This window comes from Pseudomonas koreensis, assembly GCF_036668835.1.
In the GTDB taxonomy this organism is placed as follows: Bacteria; Pseudomonadota; Gammaproteobacteria; order Pseudomonadales; family Pseudomonadaceae; genus Aquipseudomonas; species Aquipseudomonas koreensis_I.
Genome location: NZ_JAZEVW010000008.1, coordinates 256,652 through 275,715, shown reverse-complemented (window position 1 = coordinate 275,715; position 19,064 = coordinate 256,652). Strand labels below are relative to the sequence as shown.

Annotated in this window: 14 protein-coding genes; 10 read left to right on the top strand and 4 right to left on the bottom strand. The window is 60.6% G+C overall.

Annotation, left to right across the window (positions count from 1 at the left end; all coding sequences use genetic code 11):
- Window positions 1-222: 222 nt before the first annotated feature.
- From recC to V6F91_RS21950, 6 genes are all read left to right on the top strand, one after another.
- Entirely contained in the window at window positions 223-3,675 is a 3,453-nt protein-coding gene (recC, locus tag V6F91_RS21975) for an exodeoxyribonuclease V subunit gamma (RefSeq protein ID WP_332768105.1), read from the top strand.
- Window positions 3,672-7,361: an exodeoxyribonuclease V subunit beta gene (recB, locus tag V6F91_RS21970; protein ID WP_332768103.1), complete on the top strand. Its 3,690-nt coding sequence runs from the start codon at window positions 3,672-3,674 to the stop codon at window positions 7,359-7,361. Before recC ends, recB begins: the two co-directional genes overlap by 4 nt.
- The gene (gene recD, locus V6F91_RS21965) at window positions 7,358-9,466 is read left to right on the top strand and encodes an exodeoxyribonuclease V subunit alpha (RefSeq protein WP_332768101.1); all 2,109 of its coding nucleotides are present in this window, start codon (window positions 7,358-7,360) and stop codon (window positions 9,464-9,466) included. The genes recB and recD overlap by 4 nt, the downstream gene beginning before the upstream one ends.
- Before the next feature lie 121 nt (window positions 9,467-9,587).
- Complete coding sequence (locus V6F91_RS21960) at window positions 9,588-10,157, top strand: YfiR family protein (protein ID WP_332768099.1); 570 nt, start codon at window positions 9,588-9,590, stop codon at window positions 10,155-10,157.
- Window positions 10,154-11,422, top strand: a complete 1,269-nt coding sequence (locus tag V6F91_RS21955) for a diguanylate cyclase domain-containing protein (RefSeq protein WP_332768097.1) — start codon at window positions 10,154-10,156, stop codon at window positions 11,420-11,422. Before V6F91_RS21960 ends, V6F91_RS21955 begins: the two co-directional genes overlap by 4 nt.
- Before the next feature lie 5 nt (window positions 11,423-11,427).
- Window positions 11,428-11,922, top strand: coding sequence for an OmpA family protein (locus tag V6F91_RS21950; protein ID WP_423815347.1), 495 nt, complete (start codon window positions 11,428-11,430; stop codon window positions 11,920-11,922).
- Here the strand turns inward: V6F91_RS21950 and V6F91_RS21945 are convergent.
- Window positions 11,919-12,866 carry a LysR family transcriptional regulator gene (locus tag V6F91_RS21945; RefSeq protein WP_332768119.1) on the bottom strand — a complete coding sequence of 316 codons (948 nt, stop codon included), beginning with the start codon at window positions 12,864-12,866 and terminating at the stop codon, window positions 11,919-11,921. The genes V6F91_RS21950 and V6F91_RS21945 overlap by 4 nt on opposite strands.
- Before the next feature lie 148 nt (window positions 12,867-13,014).
- Here V6F91_RS21945 and V6F91_RS21940 point away from each other — a divergent pair, with 148 nt between their 5' ends.
- Together V6F91_RS21940 and mmsB are read left to right on the top strand one after the other, a co-directional pair.
- Window positions 13,015-14,541, top strand: coding sequence for a CoA-acylating methylmalonate-semialdehyde dehydrogenase (locus V6F91_RS21940; RefSeq protein WP_332768095.1), 1,527 nt, complete (start codon window positions 13,015-13,017; stop codon window positions 14,539-14,541).
- Window positions 14,542-14,551: 10 nt separating this feature from the next.
- Window positions 14,552-15,439, top strand: coding sequence for a 3-hydroxyisobutyrate dehydrogenase (mmsB, locus tag V6F91_RS21935; RefSeq protein ID WP_332768093.1), 888 nt, complete (start codon window positions 14,552-14,554; stop codon window positions 15,437-15,439).
- A 219-nt stretch (window positions 15,440-15,658) separates the two neighbouring features.
- On the opposite strand, the gene V6F91_RS21930 is transcribed toward mmsB, so the two are convergent.
- Both V6F91_RS21930 and V6F91_RS21925 read right to left on the bottom strand, forming a co-directional pair.
- On the bottom strand, window positions 15,659-16,009 hold the full coding sequence (locus V6F91_RS21930; RefSeq protein ID WP_016770579.1) for a cupin domain-containing protein: 351 nt from the start codon (window positions 16,007-16,009) through the stop codon (window positions 15,659-15,661).
- A gap of 42 nt (window positions 16,010-16,051) precedes the next feature.
- Window positions 16,052-16,990: a LysR family transcriptional regulator gene (locus tag V6F91_RS21925; RefSeq protein WP_332768086.1), complete on the bottom strand. Its 939-nt coding sequence runs from the start codon at window positions 16,988-16,990 to the stop codon at window positions 16,052-16,054.
- Window positions 16,991-17,204: 214 nt separating this feature from the next.
- Here V6F91_RS21925 and V6F91_RS21920 point away from each other — a divergent pair, with 214 nt between their 5' ends.
- Complete coding sequence (locus V6F91_RS21920) at window positions 17,205-17,969, top strand: sulfite exporter TauE/SafE family protein (RefSeq protein ID WP_332768084.1); 765 nt, start codon at window positions 17,205-17,207, stop codon at window positions 17,967-17,969.
- Here V6F91_RS21920 and V6F91_RS21915 read toward each other — a convergent pair.
- Window positions 17,959-18,273, bottom strand: a complete 315-nt coding sequence (locus V6F91_RS21915; RefSeq protein WP_332768082.1) for a putative quinol monooxygenase — start codon at window positions 18,271-18,273, stop codon at window positions 17,959-17,961. The genes V6F91_RS21920 and V6F91_RS21915 overlap by 11 nt on opposite strands.
- Before the next feature lie 182 nt (window positions 18,274-18,455).
- On the opposite strand from V6F91_RS21915, the gene V6F91_RS21910 reads away from it, so the two are divergent.
- On the top strand, window positions 18,456-19,046 hold the full coding sequence (locus V6F91_RS21910; RefSeq protein ID WP_332768080.1) for an NAD(P)H-dependent oxidoreductase: 591 nt from the start codon (window positions 18,456-18,458) through the stop codon (window positions 19,044-19,046).
- Window positions 19,047-19,064: the final 18 nt, after the last annotated feature.

Below are 19,064 nucleotides of genomic sequence, written 5' to 3'. Positions count from 1 at the left end.
AGCAGTGAAACGATGCATCGCCGATGGTAGTGTGGGGTTTCCCCATGTGAGAGTAGGTCATCGTCAAGATTAAATTCCGAAACCCCAATTGCGAAAGCAGTTGGGGTTTTGTTTTGCCTGCGAGAAATTTCCTACAGCATTCGCCGACACCGCCCGGCTGTCACAACCTGCCGACAATGCTAAGGTTCTGCCTTAGCTTTTGTACTCTCCAAGGAAGCCTTTATGCCGGACGCCCAGTCCCTCAACGCTGCATTCATGGTGGTTCAGAGCAACAGCCTGGACGAGCTGCGCAGCCTTGTGATCAGCATCATGCGGCGCTACCCACTGGCGCCCCTGGAGAACGAGATTGCTCTGGTGCAGAGCAACGGCATCGCACAGTGGCTCAAGCTGGCCCTGGCAGAAGATCCGCAGGAAGACGACCTCGGCGGCTGCGGTATCGCCGCAGCGATTGATGTGCAACTGCCGGGCAGTTTCATGTGGCAGCTGTATCGTCTGGTATTGGGCCGCGACGAAATCCCACCCAAATCGCTGCTCGATAAAGCGCCGTTGACCTGGCGCCTGATGCGCTTGTTGCCGCAGCTGATCGACCGCCCGCATTTCGAACCGCTGCAACGATTCCTTACTCACGACACGGACTTGCGCAAGCGCTATCAATTGTCCGAGCGCCTGGCGGATCTCTTCGACCAGTATCAGGTGTATCGGGCTGACTGGCTCGAGGATTGGGCAGAGGGGCGCCACCAGTTGCGCAATGTCCGAGGCGAGGTAAAAGCGCTGCCCGCCACCAGTTGCTGGCAAGCCGAATTATGGCGGGCGCTGCTGGACGACGTAGGCGAAAAAGGCATGGCGCAAAGCCGCGCCGGTGTGCATCAGCGATTTATCGAACGCATCAATAACCTCGTAGAGGCCCCCTCCGGCTTACCGCCGCGAGTGATCGTTTTCGGGATTTCCTCACTCCCCGCACAAATCCTGGAGGCGCTGGCCGGACTGGCGCGTTTCAGCCAGGTTTTGCTCTGTGTGCACAATCCTTGTCGGCACCACTGGGCCGACATCGTCGCCGACAAGGACTTGCTCCGTCATCAGTACAAGCGGCAATCGCGCAAGAGCGGCATGCCTGTCGTGCTGAACGCCGAAACGCTGCATCAACATGCGCACCCGCTACTGGCCGCATGGGGTAAACAAGGGCGAGACTATATCAATCTGCTCGACAGTTATGACGACCCAAACAGTTACCGGGCAGCCTTTCGCGACGGTCGAATCGACCTGTTCAGCGAGACCCAGCCGCATAACATGCTCAACCAGCTTCAAGACGACATTCTTGAGTTACGCCCGCTCAACGAAACCCGCGAGTACTGGCCCGCTGTCGATCTGGCACAGGACGAGTCGATCCGTTTTCACATTGCCCACAGCGCGCAGCGCGAAGTCGAAATCTTGCATGACCAGCTACTGGCACGCTTCAGTGCTGACCCGCAGTTGCGTCCACGCGATGTGATCGTGATGGTGCCGGACATCGACAGTTACGCGCCACATATCCGAGCGGTGTTTGGTCAACTCGATCGTCATGATCCGCGCTTCATTCCATTTACATTGGCGGATCAGGGGCAACGCGGTCGTGATCCGCTGCTGATTGCGGTCGAGCATCTGCTCAAGCTTCCCGACAGCCGTTTTCCGGTCAGTGAAATTCTCGACCTGCTCGACGTTCCAGCATTACGTGCACGCTTCGGAGTTGAGGAGCGCGACCTGCCAACATTGCATCGTTGGATTGAAGGTGCGGGCGTGCGCTGGGGGATGAGCGCCGAGCAGCGAGCGGGCCTTGGTTTGCCCGACGAACTAGAGCAGAACAGCTGGCATTTCGGTCTGCGCCGGATGCTGCTGGGATACGCCGTCGGCAGCGCAAGCGCCTGCGAAGGTATCGAGCCCTACGATGAGATCGGTGGCCTGGATGCCGCACTGATCGGCCCACTGGTGGCCTTGCTTGATGCGTTGGAGCTGGCCCATCAGCAGCTCACGCAACCGGCACAGCCCGTTGAGTGGGGGTATCGATTGCAGGCACTGATGCAGCTGTTTTTCAAAGCGAGTAATGAGCATGACGACTATTTGCTGACGCAACTCGAGGAGCTTCGCGAAACCTGGCTGGAGACTTGCGAAGCGGTGAATCTCACCGATGAGCTGCCGCTCACCGTGGTTCGCGAAGCCTGGCTCGCCGGGCTGGATAAGGGGCGACTGTCTCAGCGGTTCCTAGCCGGTTCGGTGAATTTCTGTACGCTGATGCCCATGCGGGCCATTCCCTTCAAGCTGGTCTGCCTGCTGGGGATGAACGATGGTGACTATCCTCGCGCGCAGCCTCCGTTGGACTTCGACCTCATGGGCAGCGATTACCGCCCGGGCGATCGCTCGCGACGTGAAGACGACCGTTATCTTTTGCTTGAAGCGCTTTTGTCCGCGCGCAATCAGCTCTACATCAGTTGGGTGGGCCGCAGCATTCGCGACAACAGCGAACGGCCGGCGTCTGTGCTTATCGGCCAGTTACGCGATCATCTGGCCAGCGGTTGGCGATTGCTCGATGAGCGAAGCGATTTGCTGGATGCCCTGACTGAAGAACATCCGCTGCAACCGTTCAGTGCGCGCTATTTCCATGAAGGCGATCAACTGTTCAGCTACGCCCGCGAATGGCAGGTGCTGCATCAACAGCATGAACCTCACACCAATGCCGAGTTGCTTGCCCCCTACATACAAGAAGAACCGTTGACCCTCGCTTTGTTGCAGGACTTCTTGCGCAACCCGGTTCGACATTTCTTCACCCAGCGGCTCAAGGTGTACTTTGAGGCTGCCGAGGCACCGTTGGCGGATGAAGAACCCTTCGTGCTGGACGCATTGCAGCGATATACGCTCAGCGAAAGCCTGCTCGAAGCGGCGCTGAGGCAACCGGAAAACATCGATCAAGCGCTCGACGCCCAGGCTCGTCGCCTGCAAAACAGCGGTCTATTGCCAATGGCAGGATTCGGCGAATGCCTGCAGCGGGAATTGATAGAACCATTGCCGGATCTGCTCAAGCGCTATCAACAATTACTCACGCTCTGGCCGGTTCCAGTGACCAGTGCCTTGCCGATCAATCTGGAGCTGCTGGGGCTGCGTCTGGAAGGCTGGCTCGCCGGTTTGCATCAGCGCGCCGACGGCGGTCTGTTGTCCGTCACGACCATTCCCAACAGCATCGGCTCAATCAAAAACCGTAAATGGCATCGGTTGACCAAGCCCTGGGTCAACCATCTCGTCGCTTGTGCCAGTGGCTTTTCGCTGACGACCGCTTTGGTAGCCAGCGACGACACGCTGCTGCTTGAACCGCTGGAGCCTGCACGGGCGACGCGTTTTCTTGGCGATCTGCTCCTTGCCTGGCAGGCGGGCATGCGTCAGCCGCTACCGATAGCGGTGAAAACAGCGTTTGCCTGGCTGTCTCAGTCCGACCCGTTGAAAGCCGAAGCTGCCGCTTGCAAGGCCTATGAAGGTGACGGGCAAACCACCGAGGGTGAGCGCCGCGAAAGCCCCGCATTGCTGCGGCAGTTCGCCGACTTCCAGGCATTGCTGGCCGATGAAACATTCTCCGGTTGGTGCGACGCCTTGTACCGCCCGTTGTTCGAAGCGCCCTGGCGTTCACTGTCTGCCGAGGGCGCCCGCGCATGAGCACGAAGACCCCGCTTGCACTGGCATTCCCATTACATGGCAGCCAGTTGATTGAAGCCAGCGCCGGTACCGGAAAGACCTTCACCATTTCTGCTCTGTACCTGCGGCTCATCCTCGGGCATGGTGACGAGTCGAGCGGGTTTGGTCGTGAATTGCTGCCACCGCAAATTCTTGTGGTGACTTTTACCGATGCCGCAACCAAGGAACTGCGTGAACGGATACGCACGCGTCTGGCAGAGGCGGCTCGATTTTTCCGCGACGAGACGCCGGCGCCTGACGCACTGATCACCGAATTGCGGGATCAATTCGAACCCCAGCAATGGCCAGGCTGCGCGAACCGCCTCGATGTCGCCGCGCAGTGGATGGATGAGGCCGCCGTTTCGACCATCCACAGTTGGTGTCAGCGCATGTTGCGTGAGCACGCGTTCGACAGCGGCAGCTTGTTCACCCAGTCGCTGGAAACCGATCACAGTGACTTGCTTGGCGAAGTACTGCGCGATTATTGGCGTCTGTTCTGTTATCCAATGCAGGGCGACGCCTTGAATTGGGTTCGCAACAACTGGGGCGGGCCTGCGGCCTTGTTGCCGAGGGTGCGAGGTCTGTTTGCCAGCGAACACGACAGCGATGAAACACGGGCTCCCGCCGAACTGATCGATGAATGCCTGCAAGAGCGCCGCGCGGCGTTGCTTGAACTGAAAATGCCTTGGCGCCTGTGGGCAGACGAGTTGCTCGCCATTTGCCATCAAGGCGTGACCGACAAAACGGTTGACGGTCGCAAAATGCAGGCACGCTATTTTGAGCCGTGGTTCGAAAAGCTTAAGGCATGGGCTGAAGACGAGACCCTTGAACAACTGGACATCGGTACCGGATTCTCGCGTCTGACGCCTGAAGGTATGGCCGAAGCCTGGAAGGGGCCGCCGCCATCGCACCCGGGTCTTGATGCCATGTCGGCCCTCAAGACGGGTCTCGATGCGCTGCCAACGCCCGATGCTGCGGTTCTGCAACACGCCGCCCAATGGGTCGGCGCACGTTTCGAAGAAGAGAAGCGCCGTCGCGCCGAAATGGGCTTTGATGACATGCTCTTGCGCCTCGATGCCGCATTGCAATCCGACGGTGGCGAGCGTCTGGCGACATTGATTCGCGAGCAATTTCCGGTCGCGCTCATCGACGAATTCCAGGACACCGACCCGGTGCAGTACCGGATCTTCGAAAGCATCTACCGCATCGAAGCCAACAGCGCCGAAACCGGCCTGTTTCTGATCGGCGATCCGAAACAGGCGATCTACGCATTCCGCGGGGCGGACATCTACACCTACCTGCGCGCACGTCAGGCCACGACTGGCCGACTGCATACGCTGGGGACTAACTTCCGCTCCAGCCATGGCATGGTCGAGGCGGTCAATCATGTCTTCGCACGCGCCGAATCTCGCGAGCTGGGGCGCGGAGCGTTTTTGTTCCGCGAGAAAACCGGCAACAATCCAGTGCCATTCCTTCCCGTTGAATCTCAGGGACGCAAGGAACGCCTGCAAATTGCCGGGCAGGAATTTCCAGCCTTGAATATCTGGCATTTGCCCGCTGAGCAGGCACTGTCCGGCCTGATCTATCGCCAACAGTTGGCAGCAGCATGTGCCAGTGAAATTACCGCGTTGCTCAATGGCGGGCAAAGCGCAAGCGCGGGGTTCGTTCAGGACGGCAAAGATTTCAGAGGTTTGCGACCGTCCGATATTGCGATTCTGGTGCGCGATGGCAAAGAAGCCCAGGCCGTGCGCAGTGAGTTGGCCAACCGCGGCGTGCGCAGCGTGTATCTGTCGGACAAGGATTCGGTATTCGCAGCGCAAGAAGCCCATGACCTGTTGGCTTGGCTCAAGGCCTGTGCCGAACCGGATGTCGAGCGCTTGCTCAAAGCCGCATTGGCCTGTGTCACGCTGAACCTGCCCTTGGCCGAGCTCGAGCGTCTGAACCAGAATGAGTTGTTCTGGGAAACCCGTGTCATGCAGTTTCGTGGCTATCGCGAACTCTGGCGCAAGCAAGGCGTGCTGCCGATGTTGCGGCGCCTGCTGCACGATTTTCACTTGCCACAAACCCTGATGAAACGCAGTGATGGCGAGCGCGTGCTGACCAACCTTCTGCATTTGTCCGAGCTGATGCAGCAAGCTGCCGCGGAGCTGGACGGCGAACAAGCGCTGATCCGCCATCTGGCCGAGTTGCTGGTGTTGTCTGGGCAGGCTGGCGAAGAACAGATTCTGCGCCTGGAAAGCGACGAACAATTGGTCAAGGTCGTGACCATTCACAAATCCAAAGGCCTGGAATATCCCTTGGTATTTCTGCCGTTCATCTGTTCGGCAAAGCCTGTCGACGGCAGTCGCCTGCCGCTGCATTACCACGATGCTGAAGGCCAGGCGCGGGTGAGTCTCAAGCCTACCGCCGAGCTGATCGCACAAGCGGATGACGAGCGCCTCGCCGAAGATCTGCGTTTGCTCTATGTCGCTCTGACACGCGCGCAACATGCCTGCTGGCTGGGTGTGACGGATCTAAAGCGCGGCAATAACAATAGCTCGGTGCTACATCTTTCCGCACTGGGCTACTTGCTCGGCGGGGGGGCTTCGTTGAGTGAATCCGGCGAGCTCAAGCGGTGGCTGCAGGATCTGCAACAGGACTGCTCGGCAATCAGCATCCTGGAGATGCCGCAACCTACCGACGAGCATTACTGCCCGCCACGCAATGAGGCGGTACTCAGTGCCACCCGCGTGCCCAAGCGCAAGGCCAGCGAAAACTGGTGGATCGCCTCCTACAGTGCGTTGCGCATCAGCGACGTGTTGAGCGTCGGCAGCGATGAAGCACCGGACAGTCCGCAAGCGCAAAAACTGTTCGACGATGAACGCCTTGATCCTGACGCGCCGCGAGAGATCATTGCCGGTGGCGCCGATATCCATCGGTTTCCTCGCGGCCCCAATCCGGGCACGTTCCTCCACGGGTTGCTCGAGTGGGCCGGCGATGAAGGTTTCGCCGTTCACCGTGAGGCCCTGGAAGATGTGATCGCGCGGCGCTGCAATCTGCGTGGCTGGGAGGGCTGGATTACCACGCTCAGTGACTGGCTGCAGCATTTGCTCAAGCTGCCGCTTCCTATTGCGGACGGGCAACCGTCCGTGGTGCTAGACGAGCTAAAGCAGTTTCGCGTTGAAATGGAGTTCTGGTTCGCCAGCCATAAAGTCGATGTGCTCAAACTCGATGAACTGGTGCGTCAGCATACTCATCATGGCGTCGCCCGGGTGGCGGCAGAACCGGTGCAACTGAACGGCATGTTCAAGGGCTTCATCGACCTGACGTTCGAACACAATGGCCGTTATTACGTCGCCGATTACAAATCCAACTGGCTCGGCCTGGATGATCAGGCGTACACCGAAGCAGCCATGGAGCAATCGATTCTCGAGAACCGCTATGACCTGCAATACGTGTTGTATCTGCTGGCCTTGCATCGACAGCTCAAGGCGCGGCTGGCGGATTACGACTACGACCGACACGTCGGCGGTGCGTTATATCTGTTCCTGCGTGGCACACGCGCCGACAGTCGCGGCGTTTATTTCGCTCGCCCAGCGCGCGAACTGATCGAGCGCCTGGACCGAATGTTTCAAGGAAAGCCCGAACCCAAGACCGAACCCGCCTGGGAACAGGGAGTCCTGCTATGAGCCGCACCTTCGCCGATCTGCTGCCTACCCCGTTGGCAGCCGACAGCCTGTCGAAGCTCGCGCCGCTGACCCGCGCCGATGACTTGTTGCTGTTGCTCACTCGCTGGGTCGAGCGCGGCTGGTTACGTGCGCTGGACAAGGCATTCGTTGCCTTCCTTCATGAACTGGAGCCGGACACCGATTCGTTGGTGTTGCTCGCGGCGGCACTGACCAGCCACCAACTCGGCCACGGTCACGTCTGTCTTGATCTGTTCGAAACCCTGAAGGCGCCTGATTTCGCGTTATCGCTGCCACCCGAGGGTGACGTGCAAGGCGGCGTATTGTTGCTGCCTTCGCAGTTGCTCGACGCGCTGGAGGGTGCGCACTGGTGCAAGGTTCTGGCGAGCAGTTCGTTGGTGGCATTGGCGGCGGATCCCAGTGATGTAGCGCAGCAGCGTCCGCTGGTGTTATCCGGCAAGCGCCTGTACCTGCGTCGTTACTGGGCGTACGAGCGGCGCATTGATACAGCGTTGCGTCAGCGCCTGGAGCAGGTCGAGCCGACGCCTGCTGACTTGCCGCAGCGCTTGAACGGGTTGTTCGAATCGGCCGGGCCTGGCGAAGTGATCGACTGGCAGAAACTCGCCTGTGCCCTCGCCACGCGCGGTGCTTTCAGTATCGTTACCGGCGGGCCCGGTACCGGAAAAACCACCACGGTGGTGCGTTTGCTGGCCTTGCTGCAAGCACCGGCCGTCGAAGCCGGACAGCCGTTGCGCATTCGTCTCGCGGCGCCGACCGGCAAGGCGGCGGCGCGGTTGACCGAGTCGATCAGCCAACAAGTGCAATCGTTGCAAGTCAGCGAAGAGGTGCGGGCGAAAATTCCTTGCGACGTGACCACTGTGCACCGTTTGCTTGGCAGTCGTCCGGGCACTCGCCACTTCCGCCACCATGCCGGCAATCGCTTGCCACTGGATGTGCTGGTAGTCGACGAAGCCTCGATGATCGACCTGGAAATGATGGCCAATTTGCTTGATGCCCTGCCGGCTCACGCTCGCCTGATTTTGCTCGGTGACAAGGACCAACTGGCATCGGTGGAGGCGGGTGCGGTGCTGGGCGATCTGTGCCGCGACGCCGAGGGCGGTTGGTACAGCCCACAGACCCGACAGTGGTTGGAGTCGGCCAGTGGCGAGACACTACAAGACAGCGGTTTGCATGAGGACGTCGACGGTTCTCATCCCCTGGCTCAGCAAGTGGTGATGCTGCGTCATTCCCGGCGCTTCGGTGAAAGCAGCGGCATCGGTCAGCTCGCGCGGCGGGTCAACCAACAGTTGCCGGAGCAGGCGCGGCAGTTGCTCGTGGCCGGTGACTACGCCGATGTGTATTCGTTGGCGCTCAAGGGCGAACACGACCACAAGCTGGAACGACTGTTGCTGGAGGGCCACGGCGACGGTCCGCAAGGTTACCGCCATTACCTGAGCGTGTTGCGCGACAAGCGTCCACCGCCGGGCAGGCCGCTTGAACACCCGGACTGGATCGTCTGGGCGCGGGATGTCTTGCAGGCGTTCGATACGTTCCAGCTGCTATGTGCCGTGCGTAAAGGACCGTGGGGTGTCGAAGGTCTGAACCAGCGGATCACCGCAGCGTTGCTCAAGGCACGCCTGATCGAAAACGATCAGCAATGGTACGAAGGCCGTCCGGTATTGATGACGCGCAACGATTACGGTCTGGGCCTGATGAATGGCGATATCGGTATCGCTCTCAAGCTGCCCGAAGGCGAAGGATCTGACGCCGCAAAGCCTGTGTTGCGCGTGGCCTTCCCGCGCAACGACGGCCAGGGCGGCGTGCGTTTCGTATTGCCCAGCCGGCTCAACGATGTCGAAACCGTCTATGCGATGACCGTGCATAAATCCCAGGGTTCTGAGTTTGCCCACACCGCGCTGATCCTGCCCGATGCCTTGAATCCAGTGCTGACCAAAGAACTTGTCTACACCGGCATAACCCGGGCCAAGCACTGGTTCACCTTGATCGAGTCCCGAGCCGGAGTGTTCGAGGAGGCGGTGCAGCGCAAGGTCAAGCGGTTGAGCGGATTGATGCTGGGACTGGAGGAGGACGGCATCTTTCAGGATTGAAGTCTTGCATTGGCGGGGGGCGGTTATTGACCAACCGGTCAGTGCTCGCCGCCTCGCTGGCCCCTCGCCGCTGTGCTACCGTTGCGGCATCATTTCGCTACGATCCAAGAGAATTTCCTGCATGAAGGTGTCTGTCTGGGAGGCAGGGGGCGTCGTTGTCTGCAAGCAAGCCGTGCTGGTCGGCCTGTTCTGGCTCATGACGGGCGTGGCTATGGCGCAAGCGCCCGCAGGTATGGCTGAGCAACGGGCAAAATCCGTCACCCAGGTAGTGCTGGGGATACTCAGTTATGCGCGCTGGCCGGTCGAACCCGCGCAGTTGCGCCTGTGCATCGTCGGCCCCACTGAATACACCGATGATCTGGTCAAGGGCACCGCTCAGGCCACTGGCCGGCCGGTACTGGTGCGGCGACTTTTGGCCGACAACCCGACGATCGTCAGCGACTGCAATGCCGTGTATATCGGCAAGCTCACCAGCGATGAGCGCAGTCGCTTGTTCGCTTCGCTGATCGGCCATCCGGTGCTGAGCATCAGCGAGGGTGGCGATCAGTGCACGGTCGGCAGTTTGTTCTGTCTGCGTGTTGGCGACGAACAGGTGTCGTTCGAAGTCAATCTCGATTCCGTTGCCCGCAGTGGCGTGCGCATTCACCCCAGCGTGTTGCAATTGTCGCGACGCAAAGCGGCGGCACCATGAGGCTGTTCAGACCGAATGACCGCCCGACGCTGGGCTCGGTGATTGGCCGAGGGCATTTGATTGTCGCGCTCGTCGCCGTGGCGATGGCCAGTGTCTCGCTGACCTTGCTCGGTGTGCTCGCACTGCGGGTTTATGCCGATCACAACCTGCACCTGATTGCGCGCTCGATCAGTTACACCGTTGAGGCCGCGGTGGTGTTTAACGACAAGGCTGCCGCCACTGAAGCGCTGGCGCTGATCGCCTCTACCGAAGAAGTGGCTGATGCCCAGGTGCTCGACAGTCAGGGGCAACTGCTAGCGCAATGGCAGCGCCCGGAATATGGTTTTATTTCCGAACTGGAAATGCAGATTGCCCGCGCCATCCTGGAAAAACCCGTCAGCCTGCCCATCGAACATCAGGAACGCGAAATCGGCCGAGTGCTGCTCACCGGGCATGGCGGCAGTTTGATGCGCTTTCTGCTCAGCGGTCTGGCAGGCATTATCCTGTGCACGGCGATCAGTGCCTGGGTGGCGCTGTATCTGGCCCGGCGCCAGTTGCGCGGCATCATCGGCCCGCTGCGCGGCCTCGCCGCCGTGGCGCACGCCGCCCGCAGTGAGCGAGCGCTGGATCGGCGGGTGCCGCCGGCGCAAATCGCCGAACTCGATAATCTGGGCAATGACTTCAATGCGTTGCTCGACGAACTGGAGTCGTGGCAGACCCACCTGCAGAACGAAAACGAGACCCTTGCCCATCAGGCCAGCCATGACAGCCTGACCGGCCTGCCCAATCGTGCATTCTTCGAAGGGCGTCTAATCCGCGCGTTGCGCGGCGCCAGCAAGCACGATGAACGCGCTGCCGTGCTGTTTCTCGACAGCGACCGTTTCAAAGGCATCAACGATAACTTCGGGCACGCGGCCGGCGATGCGGTATTGGTGGCCGTGGCCAACCGCGTTCGCGCGCAGTTGCGCGAGGGCGATCTGGTCGCGCGTTTGGGCGGCGACGAGTTTGCCGTACTGCTCGCGCCGCTGCCTGCGATCGAAGATGCCGAGCGCATTGCCGACAAGATTCTCGCCAGCATGAACATGCCCATCGCGCTGCCGGGCGACACCCGCGTGGTGACGTCGCTGAGTATTGGCATCGCAGTATTTCCCGACCACGGCGCCAGCCCGAGCGCCTTGCTCGATGCGGCCGATGCCGCCATGTATCAAGCCAAGCGTTTGTCGCGTGGCGCCCAATTCACTGCCGGGGCGGAGCCCCCGGTCGATTCCGAACCCTCCAGGAGCTGATAGCCGTGTCGACTTTGTCCATTCGTTCTTTTTACGCTGTGTTGTTGCTGGCCGTGCTCGTCCTGAGCGGTTGCCAGACCACGCCGCCAAAAGGCCTGAGCCCTGCGCAAGTCGCGGTGCTCAAACAACAGGGATTCGAACTGACCGACGAGGGCTGGGAATTTGGTCTGTCGGGCAAAGTGCTGTTTGGCAGCGACGTCGAAAGCCTTAATCCGCAAAGCACCGAGATCGTCGAGCGCATCGGCAAAGCCTTGTTGGGGGTGGGCATCGAACGCGTGCGCGTCGACGGCCACACCGATGCCTCGGGCAAGGAAAACTACAACCAGCAACTGTCGTTGCGCCGGGCCAAGAGTGTCGCCAACGTACTGGGAACGGTCGGGATGAAGCAGGAAGACATTCAGCTACAAGGCCTGGGCAGCAGTGAGCCGGTAGCGTCCAACGACACCGCAGCCGGCCGCACGGAAAACCGCCGGGTGGCGATCGTGGTCAGCGCCGATTAATCGGCGAACTGCATCACCCGCGTCTGCCCCATCAATAGCCCCTGATTACGTTCCGTCACCTCCCTGATGTAATCCCACAACAACGTAATCCGCTTCAACTTGCGCAGATCCTCGCGGCAGTACATCCAGAACTGCCGGGTGATATCAATTTCCTCCGCCAGCACCGGCAACAAACGCGGATCCTGCGCCGCCAGGAAGCACGGCAGGATCGCCAATGAACGTCCCTGCTGCGCCGCGACGTATTGGGCAATCACACTGGTGCTGCGCAAATGCGCGTTGGCGCCGGGGAGGACGTTTGCCAGATAGAGCAGCTCCGAGCTGAACGCCAGGTCGTCGACGTAACTGATGAATTGATGCTTGCTCAAATCTGCCGGGCGGCGGATCGGTGGGTGTTGGTCTAGATATTCCTGGGTGGCGTAGAGCTGCAAGCGGTAGTCGCAGAGTTTGCAGCAAACGTATGGCCCGTGTTCCGGTCGCTCCAAAGCAATGACGATATCGGCCTCGCGCTTGGACAGGCTGATGAAGTGCGGCAGCGGCAGGATGTCCACGGAGATCGCCGGATAGGTATCGACGAAATGGCTCAATTGCGGGGTGATGAAAAAGCTGCCGAAACCTTCGGTGCAGCCCATGCGCACGTGCCCGGAAAGTGCCACGCCGGAACCTGAAACCTGTTCACAGGCCATGTGCAGCGTGCTTTCGATCGACTCGGCGTAACCGAGCAGACGCTGGCCTTCGGTGGTCAGGACGAAGCCGCTGGTCCGCGACTTTTCAAACAGCAAGGTGCCCAATGCCGCTTCCAGCGAACTGATACGCCGCGACACCGTGGTGTAGTCGACGGCCAAGCGTTTGGCGGCGGTGCTGGCCTTGCGGGTGCGGGCGACTTCGAGGAAAAACTTGAGGTCGTCCCAGTTCAGCGAACCTAACGAGGTGATGTTTTTTTGCATGATGGACGGGCTTATATGTGCGTTCTTATTAGAAGTTTGCACATCTATACTCCAAAAACCGTCCGACAACCATTCTGGACACACGCCTCATCTCAAGGCGAACCTCTCGCCTTGGCTCCTCCGATAAAAACAAGTTATGGAGACCAGCATGAACGCATCGCTTACGCCCAACGACACCACGCTGCAGAAGGTCAAACTGTTGATCGACGGCGAGTGGATCGAGTCGCAGACCACTGAATGGCACGACATCGTCAACCCAGCGACCCAGCAGGTGCTGGCGAAAGTGCCGTTCGCCACCGCTGATGAAGTCGATGCGGCGGTCAGCGCCGCGCAGCGCGCCTTCCAGACCTGGAAGCTGACCCCGATTGGCGCGCGGATGCGCATCATGCTCAAGCTGCAAGCGCTGATTCGCGAGCATTCCAAACGCATCGCCGTGGTGCTCAGCGCCGAGCAGGGCAAAACCATCGCCGACGCTGAAGGCGACATTTTTCGCGGTCTGGAAGTGGTCGAGCACGCCTGTTCGATTGGCACCCTGCAAATGGGCGAGTTCGCCGAAAACGTTGCCGGCGGCGTCGACACTTATACCCTGCGCCAGCCGATCGGCGTGTGTGCCGGCATCACGCCGTTCAACTTCCCGGCCATGATTCCGCTGTGGATGTTCCCGATGGCCATCGCTTGCGGTAACACCTTCGTGCTCAAGCCTTCGGAACAGGATCCGCTGTCGACCATGCTCTTGGTCGAACTGGCAATCGAGGCCGGCGTGCCTGCGGGCGTGCTAAACGTCGTGCATGGTGGCAAGGATGTGGTCGATGGCCTGTGCACGCACAAGGACATCAAAGCCGTGTCGTTCGTCGGCTCGACCGCCGTCGGCACGCACGTCTACGACCTGGCCGGCAAGCACGGCAAGCGCGTGCAATCGATGATGGGCGCGAAGAACCACGCCGTGGTCCTGCCGGACGCCAATCGCGAGCAAGCGCTGAACGCGCTGGTCGGCGCCGGTTTCGGTGCGGCCGGGCAGCGTTGCATGGCGACCTCGGTGGTGGTGCTGGTCGGTGCGGCGAAGCAGTGGCTGCCGGACCTGAAAGCACTGGCGCAGAGACTCAAGGTCAACGCCGGCAACGAGCCGGGCACCGACGTGGGGCCGGTGATTTCGAAAAAGGCCAAGGCACGGATTCTCGAGCTGATCGAAAGCGGCATCAAGGAAGGCGCCAAACTGGAACTCGACGGTCGCGACATCAAGGTGCCGGGCTACGAGCAGGGCAACTTTGTCGGCCCGACCCTGTTCTCCGGCGTGACGCCGGCCATGCAGATCTACACCCAGGAAATCTTCGGCCCGGTGCTGGTGGTGCTGGAAGTCGACACCCTCGATCAGGCCATCGCGCTGGTCAACGCCAACCCGTTCGGCAACGGCACCGGTCTGTTCACCCAGAGCGGTGCAGCGGCGCGCAAGTTTCAGACGGAAATCGACGTCGGCCAGGTCGGCATCAACATTCCGATTCCCGTGCCGGTGCCGTTCTTCAGCTTCACCGGTTCGCGCGGCTCGAAACTCGGCGATCTCGGCCCGTACGGCAAGCAAGTGGTGCAGTTCTATACGCAGACCAAAACGGTCACGGCACGCTGGTTCGATGACGACAGCGTCAACGACGGCGTGAACACCACCATCAACCTGCGCTGAGGATTCGATCATGAAAATCGCATTTATCGGTCTAGGCAACATGGGCGCGCCGATGGCGCGCAACCTGATCAAGGGCGGCCACTCGCTGAATCTGGTCGACCTGAACACGACCGTGCTGGCCGAACTGGAACAACTGGGCGGCACCATCCGCGCGTCGGCGCGCGAGGCTGCCGAGGATGCCGAACTGGTGATCACCATGCTGCCGGCCGCCGTGCATGTGCGCAGCGTCTGGCTCGGTGAAGAAGGTGTACTCGCCGGTATTCGCCAAGGCGTGCCGGCGGTGGATTGCAGCACCATCGATCCGCAGACCGCACGCGACGTAGCGGCTGCCGCGGCCAAGCACGGCGTAGCGATGGCTGATGCGCCGGTCTCCGGCGGCACCGGCGGTGCGACGGCCGGGACCCTGACCTTTATGGTCGGCGCTTCTCCGGAGTTGTTCGCCACCCTGCAACCGGTGCTGGCGCAGATGGGCCGCAACATCGTGCATTGCGGTGAAGTCGGCACCGGGCAGATCGCCAAGATCTGCAACAACCTGCTGCTGGCGATCTCCATGGTTGGCGTCAGCGAGGCGATGGCGCTTGGCGATGCGCTGGGCATCGACACCTCGGTATTGGCCGGAATCATCAACAGCTCGACCGGCCGCTGCTGGAGTTCGGAAATGTACAACCCGTGGCCGGGCATCGTCGAAACGGCGCCGGCCTCGCGGGGTTATACCGGCGGCTTCGGCGCGGAACTGATGCTCAAGGATCTCGGCCTGGCCACCGAAGCGGCGCGCCAAGCGCATCAGCCGGTGATACTCGGTGCGGTGGCGCAGCAGCTGTATCAGGCGATGAGTCAGCGTGGTGACGGCGGCAAGGATTTCTCGGCGATCATCAACAGCTATCGCAAACCACAATAGAAAGACTGTTGTGAACGAACTGTGGGAGCGAGCCTGCTCGCGAAGACGGCGTCAGCCTCAATACGTCATCGCCTGTCAGTCCGCCCCCTCACCCCAGCCCTCTCCCTAGGGAGAGGGAGCCGATTGCAGCGCCAGCAGGCTGGCTCCCACAGGGAATTGAGGTGTACTTGATAATGTTTGCCGGGAAATCACGTCGGGTGATTCCCCGGCTTTTTTGCATCAGGCGAAAACGAAATATTTGCGCACGGTCTCGACCACTTCCCACGTACCTTTCATGCCAGGCTCGACCACGAAGATATCGCCGGCACGCAGGTGAATCGGCGCCATGCCGTCCGGGGTGATCACGCAGTAGCCTTCCTGGAAATGGCAGTACTCCCACTTCACATAATCGACGCGCCACTTGCCCGGTGTGCAGATCCACGTGCCCATGATCTTGCTGCCGTCTTCGCTGGTATAGGCGTTGAGGTTGACGGTGTGCGGATCGCCCTCGAGTTTTTCCCATTTGCAGGCGTCGAGTACCGGCAGCGGGTGGGTGTCGCGCAGAACGGTGATAGGGGCGGTCGCGGTCATGAGGACTCCGGGGCAGGTGGACTTGAGGAATGAAGTCGCACCCTATAGCGCGCGGTCGCCGTTCAGTTGTCTGGGGTCGACATCGAACTGCTCAGAAACGCGCGGATCGGTCAGCGCGTGTAACAACGCCTGCGCGTAGGGTGGCAGTGCGCTGAAATCTCTGGCGCACACCAGCAGGGTCCGGCGCGCCCAGGGTTCATTCAACGCTATGCTTTTGAAGGTTCCGGGCGCCGCCCGCTCGACCGCTGCCAGCGGCACGATCGCCAACCCCGCGCCCCGGCTGACCATGCGCATCACCCCATCGAATCCTTCGGCGCGGATGCGCACCTGCATGCGCGCGCCGCTGTGCAGCGCTTGTTCTTCGAGGTAGATCGCCAAGGCGCTGTCGGCGCTGAGTCCTACAAAGTCGTGCTGCAACGCCTCGCTGAAATTGATTGCGACGGCGTCAGACAACGGGTGATCGAGCGGCAGAATCAGCACCAAAGGATCATCGCGAAACGGCTGAGTCTGTAGGCCGCTTGTGTCGACTGCGTCAGAGACGATACCCAGATCTGCTGCGCCTTCACGCAAGGCATGGGTGATGCGCGCACTCGGCAGTTCCTGCAGATCGATGTCCAGATTGGCATGGCTGCGCAGAAAGTCCGCGAGCAGTTCCGGCAGGTATTCGGTGATCGCCGTGGTGTTGCACAGCAGGCGCACCTGGCCTTTGACGCCTTGGGCGTAATCGGCCAGATCCTGCTGCATGCGCTCGGCCTGTTGCAGGATCACCCGTGCATGGCGAGCGAGGGCGTTGCCGGCGGGCGTCGGCGTCACGCCACGGCGACCGCGTGCGAGAAATTCGGTACCGAGCGAAGCTTCCATCGCGCGGATTCTGGCGCTGGCGGCGGCCAGGGACAAATGGCTGCGGACGGCGCCAGCGGTGATGTTGCCGGTGTCGAGGATGTGCAGGAAAAGGCGCAGGTCGGTGAGGTCGAAGTGCATGGGGTGCCTGGGTTTTTGTGGTGTCTGGGCTGGCCCTTTCGCGAGCAGGCTCGCTCCCACAGAGATCTCGCGTACGACGAAAAACCCATGTGGGAGCGAGCCTGCTCGCGAAGAGGCCAGATGCCTCAAATCAATATCAGGCTCTTGTGCGGATAGAGGCAGCCTCAGTATATGGCAGATTTTCAGCCAGACCAGACTGGCGCAAAGTAGCAACATGCACAACCTCACCGACCTCTACGAAAACCTCGGTCCAGCCTTGTCGCTGCTGGTCACCCTCACCTTCCTGCTCGCCGGCGTGGTCAAAGGCGTCATCGGCCTCGGCCTGCCCACCATCGCTATGGGGCTGCTCGGTCTGGCTCTGGAACCGGCGCAGGCAGCCGCACTATTGATCATCCCAGCGACCTTGACCAATCTCTGGCAACTGGCATTCGGCGGGCATCTAAAGGGCCTGATCAAACGCCTGTGGCCGATGCTGTTGTTGATCTTCCTTGGCACCGGCATCGGTACGCTATGGATCGGCATGGCTGGCGGGCATTGGGTGGTGCGCGGGCTGGGTGCGGCGCTGTTGCTGTATGCGTTGAGCGGATTGTTCCTGCCGACACTGCGGGTCAGCCCGCGCCATGAAACCTGGCTCGGCCCGTTCTGTGGATTGATCACCGGCATCATCACCTCCGCCACCGGGGTGTTCGTAATTCCAGCGGTGCCATACCTGCAAACGCTGGGTTTGCACCGCGATGAACTGGTGCAGGCGCTGGGCCTGTCATTCACGGTCTCGACCCTTGCCTTGGCCGCAGGCTTGCTCTGGCGCGGTGCGCTGGGTGGCGGCGAACTCGGTGCGTCGCTGCTGGTGCTGATCCCGGCGCTGCTCGGCATGTGGCTCGGCCAATGGCTGCGCCAGCACATCAGTGCGGTGCTGTTCAAGCGCGTGTTCTTTATCGGTCTGGGCGCGCTCGGCGCCCATTTGCTGATCAGCGCTTAGCCGAGGAAGCGCTGAGCATGTCGATCGGGCGGATGTCAAAATCGCGCTCCAGATAGTCCATGCGCCGGGCGAAAAAATCCTTCATGTGCGGCAGATTCGAATGCTCGTCCAGGTGCGCTCGCGTTTCCCAGATCTCGTAGAAGATGAACAGCGTCGGATCTTCCTTGTCGCGCAGCATGTGGTATTCGATGCAACCGGGCTCGGCGCGACTCGGTTCGACATAAGCGCGAAACAGCGCTTCGAAAGCCTCGGCGCGTTCCGGGCGGGTCTTGGCATGCAGGATAAAACCCTCACGTTCACTCATCACAACATCCTCGCATTCATGAAAGCACCGAATGCTACGACAACAATCGCTAACCAATTCGTGCGTTTAATTCAAATGTATTTTGCGCAGGCGTGGCTTATTCCGCGCGACGCGAGCCGTTAATCTGCCGCCATTCCATTTCCACTTTCCATCCAGCCCAACGGCTGCGCTGAGGCTTTGTCATGAAAAAAGTACTGTTGCTCAATGGCGGTAAAAAATTCGCTCACTCCGACGGTCGCTACAACGCGACCCTGCACGAAACCGCGCTGAGCGTGCTGGACCGTGGCGGTGTCGATGTGAAAACCACCTTCATCGACGAGGGTTACGACGTCGCCGAAGAAGTGGCGAAATTCCTTTGGGCCGACGTGATCGTCTATCAGATGCCCGGCTGGTGGATGGGCGCGCCATGGACCGTGAAAAAGTACCTCGACGAGGTGTTCACCGAGGGCCACGGTAGCCTCTACGCCAGCGATGGCCGTACTCGTTCCGATGCGTCGCAGAAGTACGGCAGCGGCGGCCTGATCCAGGGCAAACAGTACATGCTGTCGCTGACCTGGAACGCACCGCAGCAAGCCTTCGATGACCCGAGCGATTTCTTCGAAGCCAAAGGCGTCGACGCGGTGTACTTCCCGTTCCACAAGGCCAACGAATTTCTCGGCATGAGCGCGTTGCCAACCTTCCTCTGCGTGGACGTGATGAAGCGCCCGAACATCGAAAACGATGTGGCGCGTTACGAGCAGCATTTGACCGAGGTGTTTGGCCTCAAGGGCTGATGCTCGGCTACTATCGAG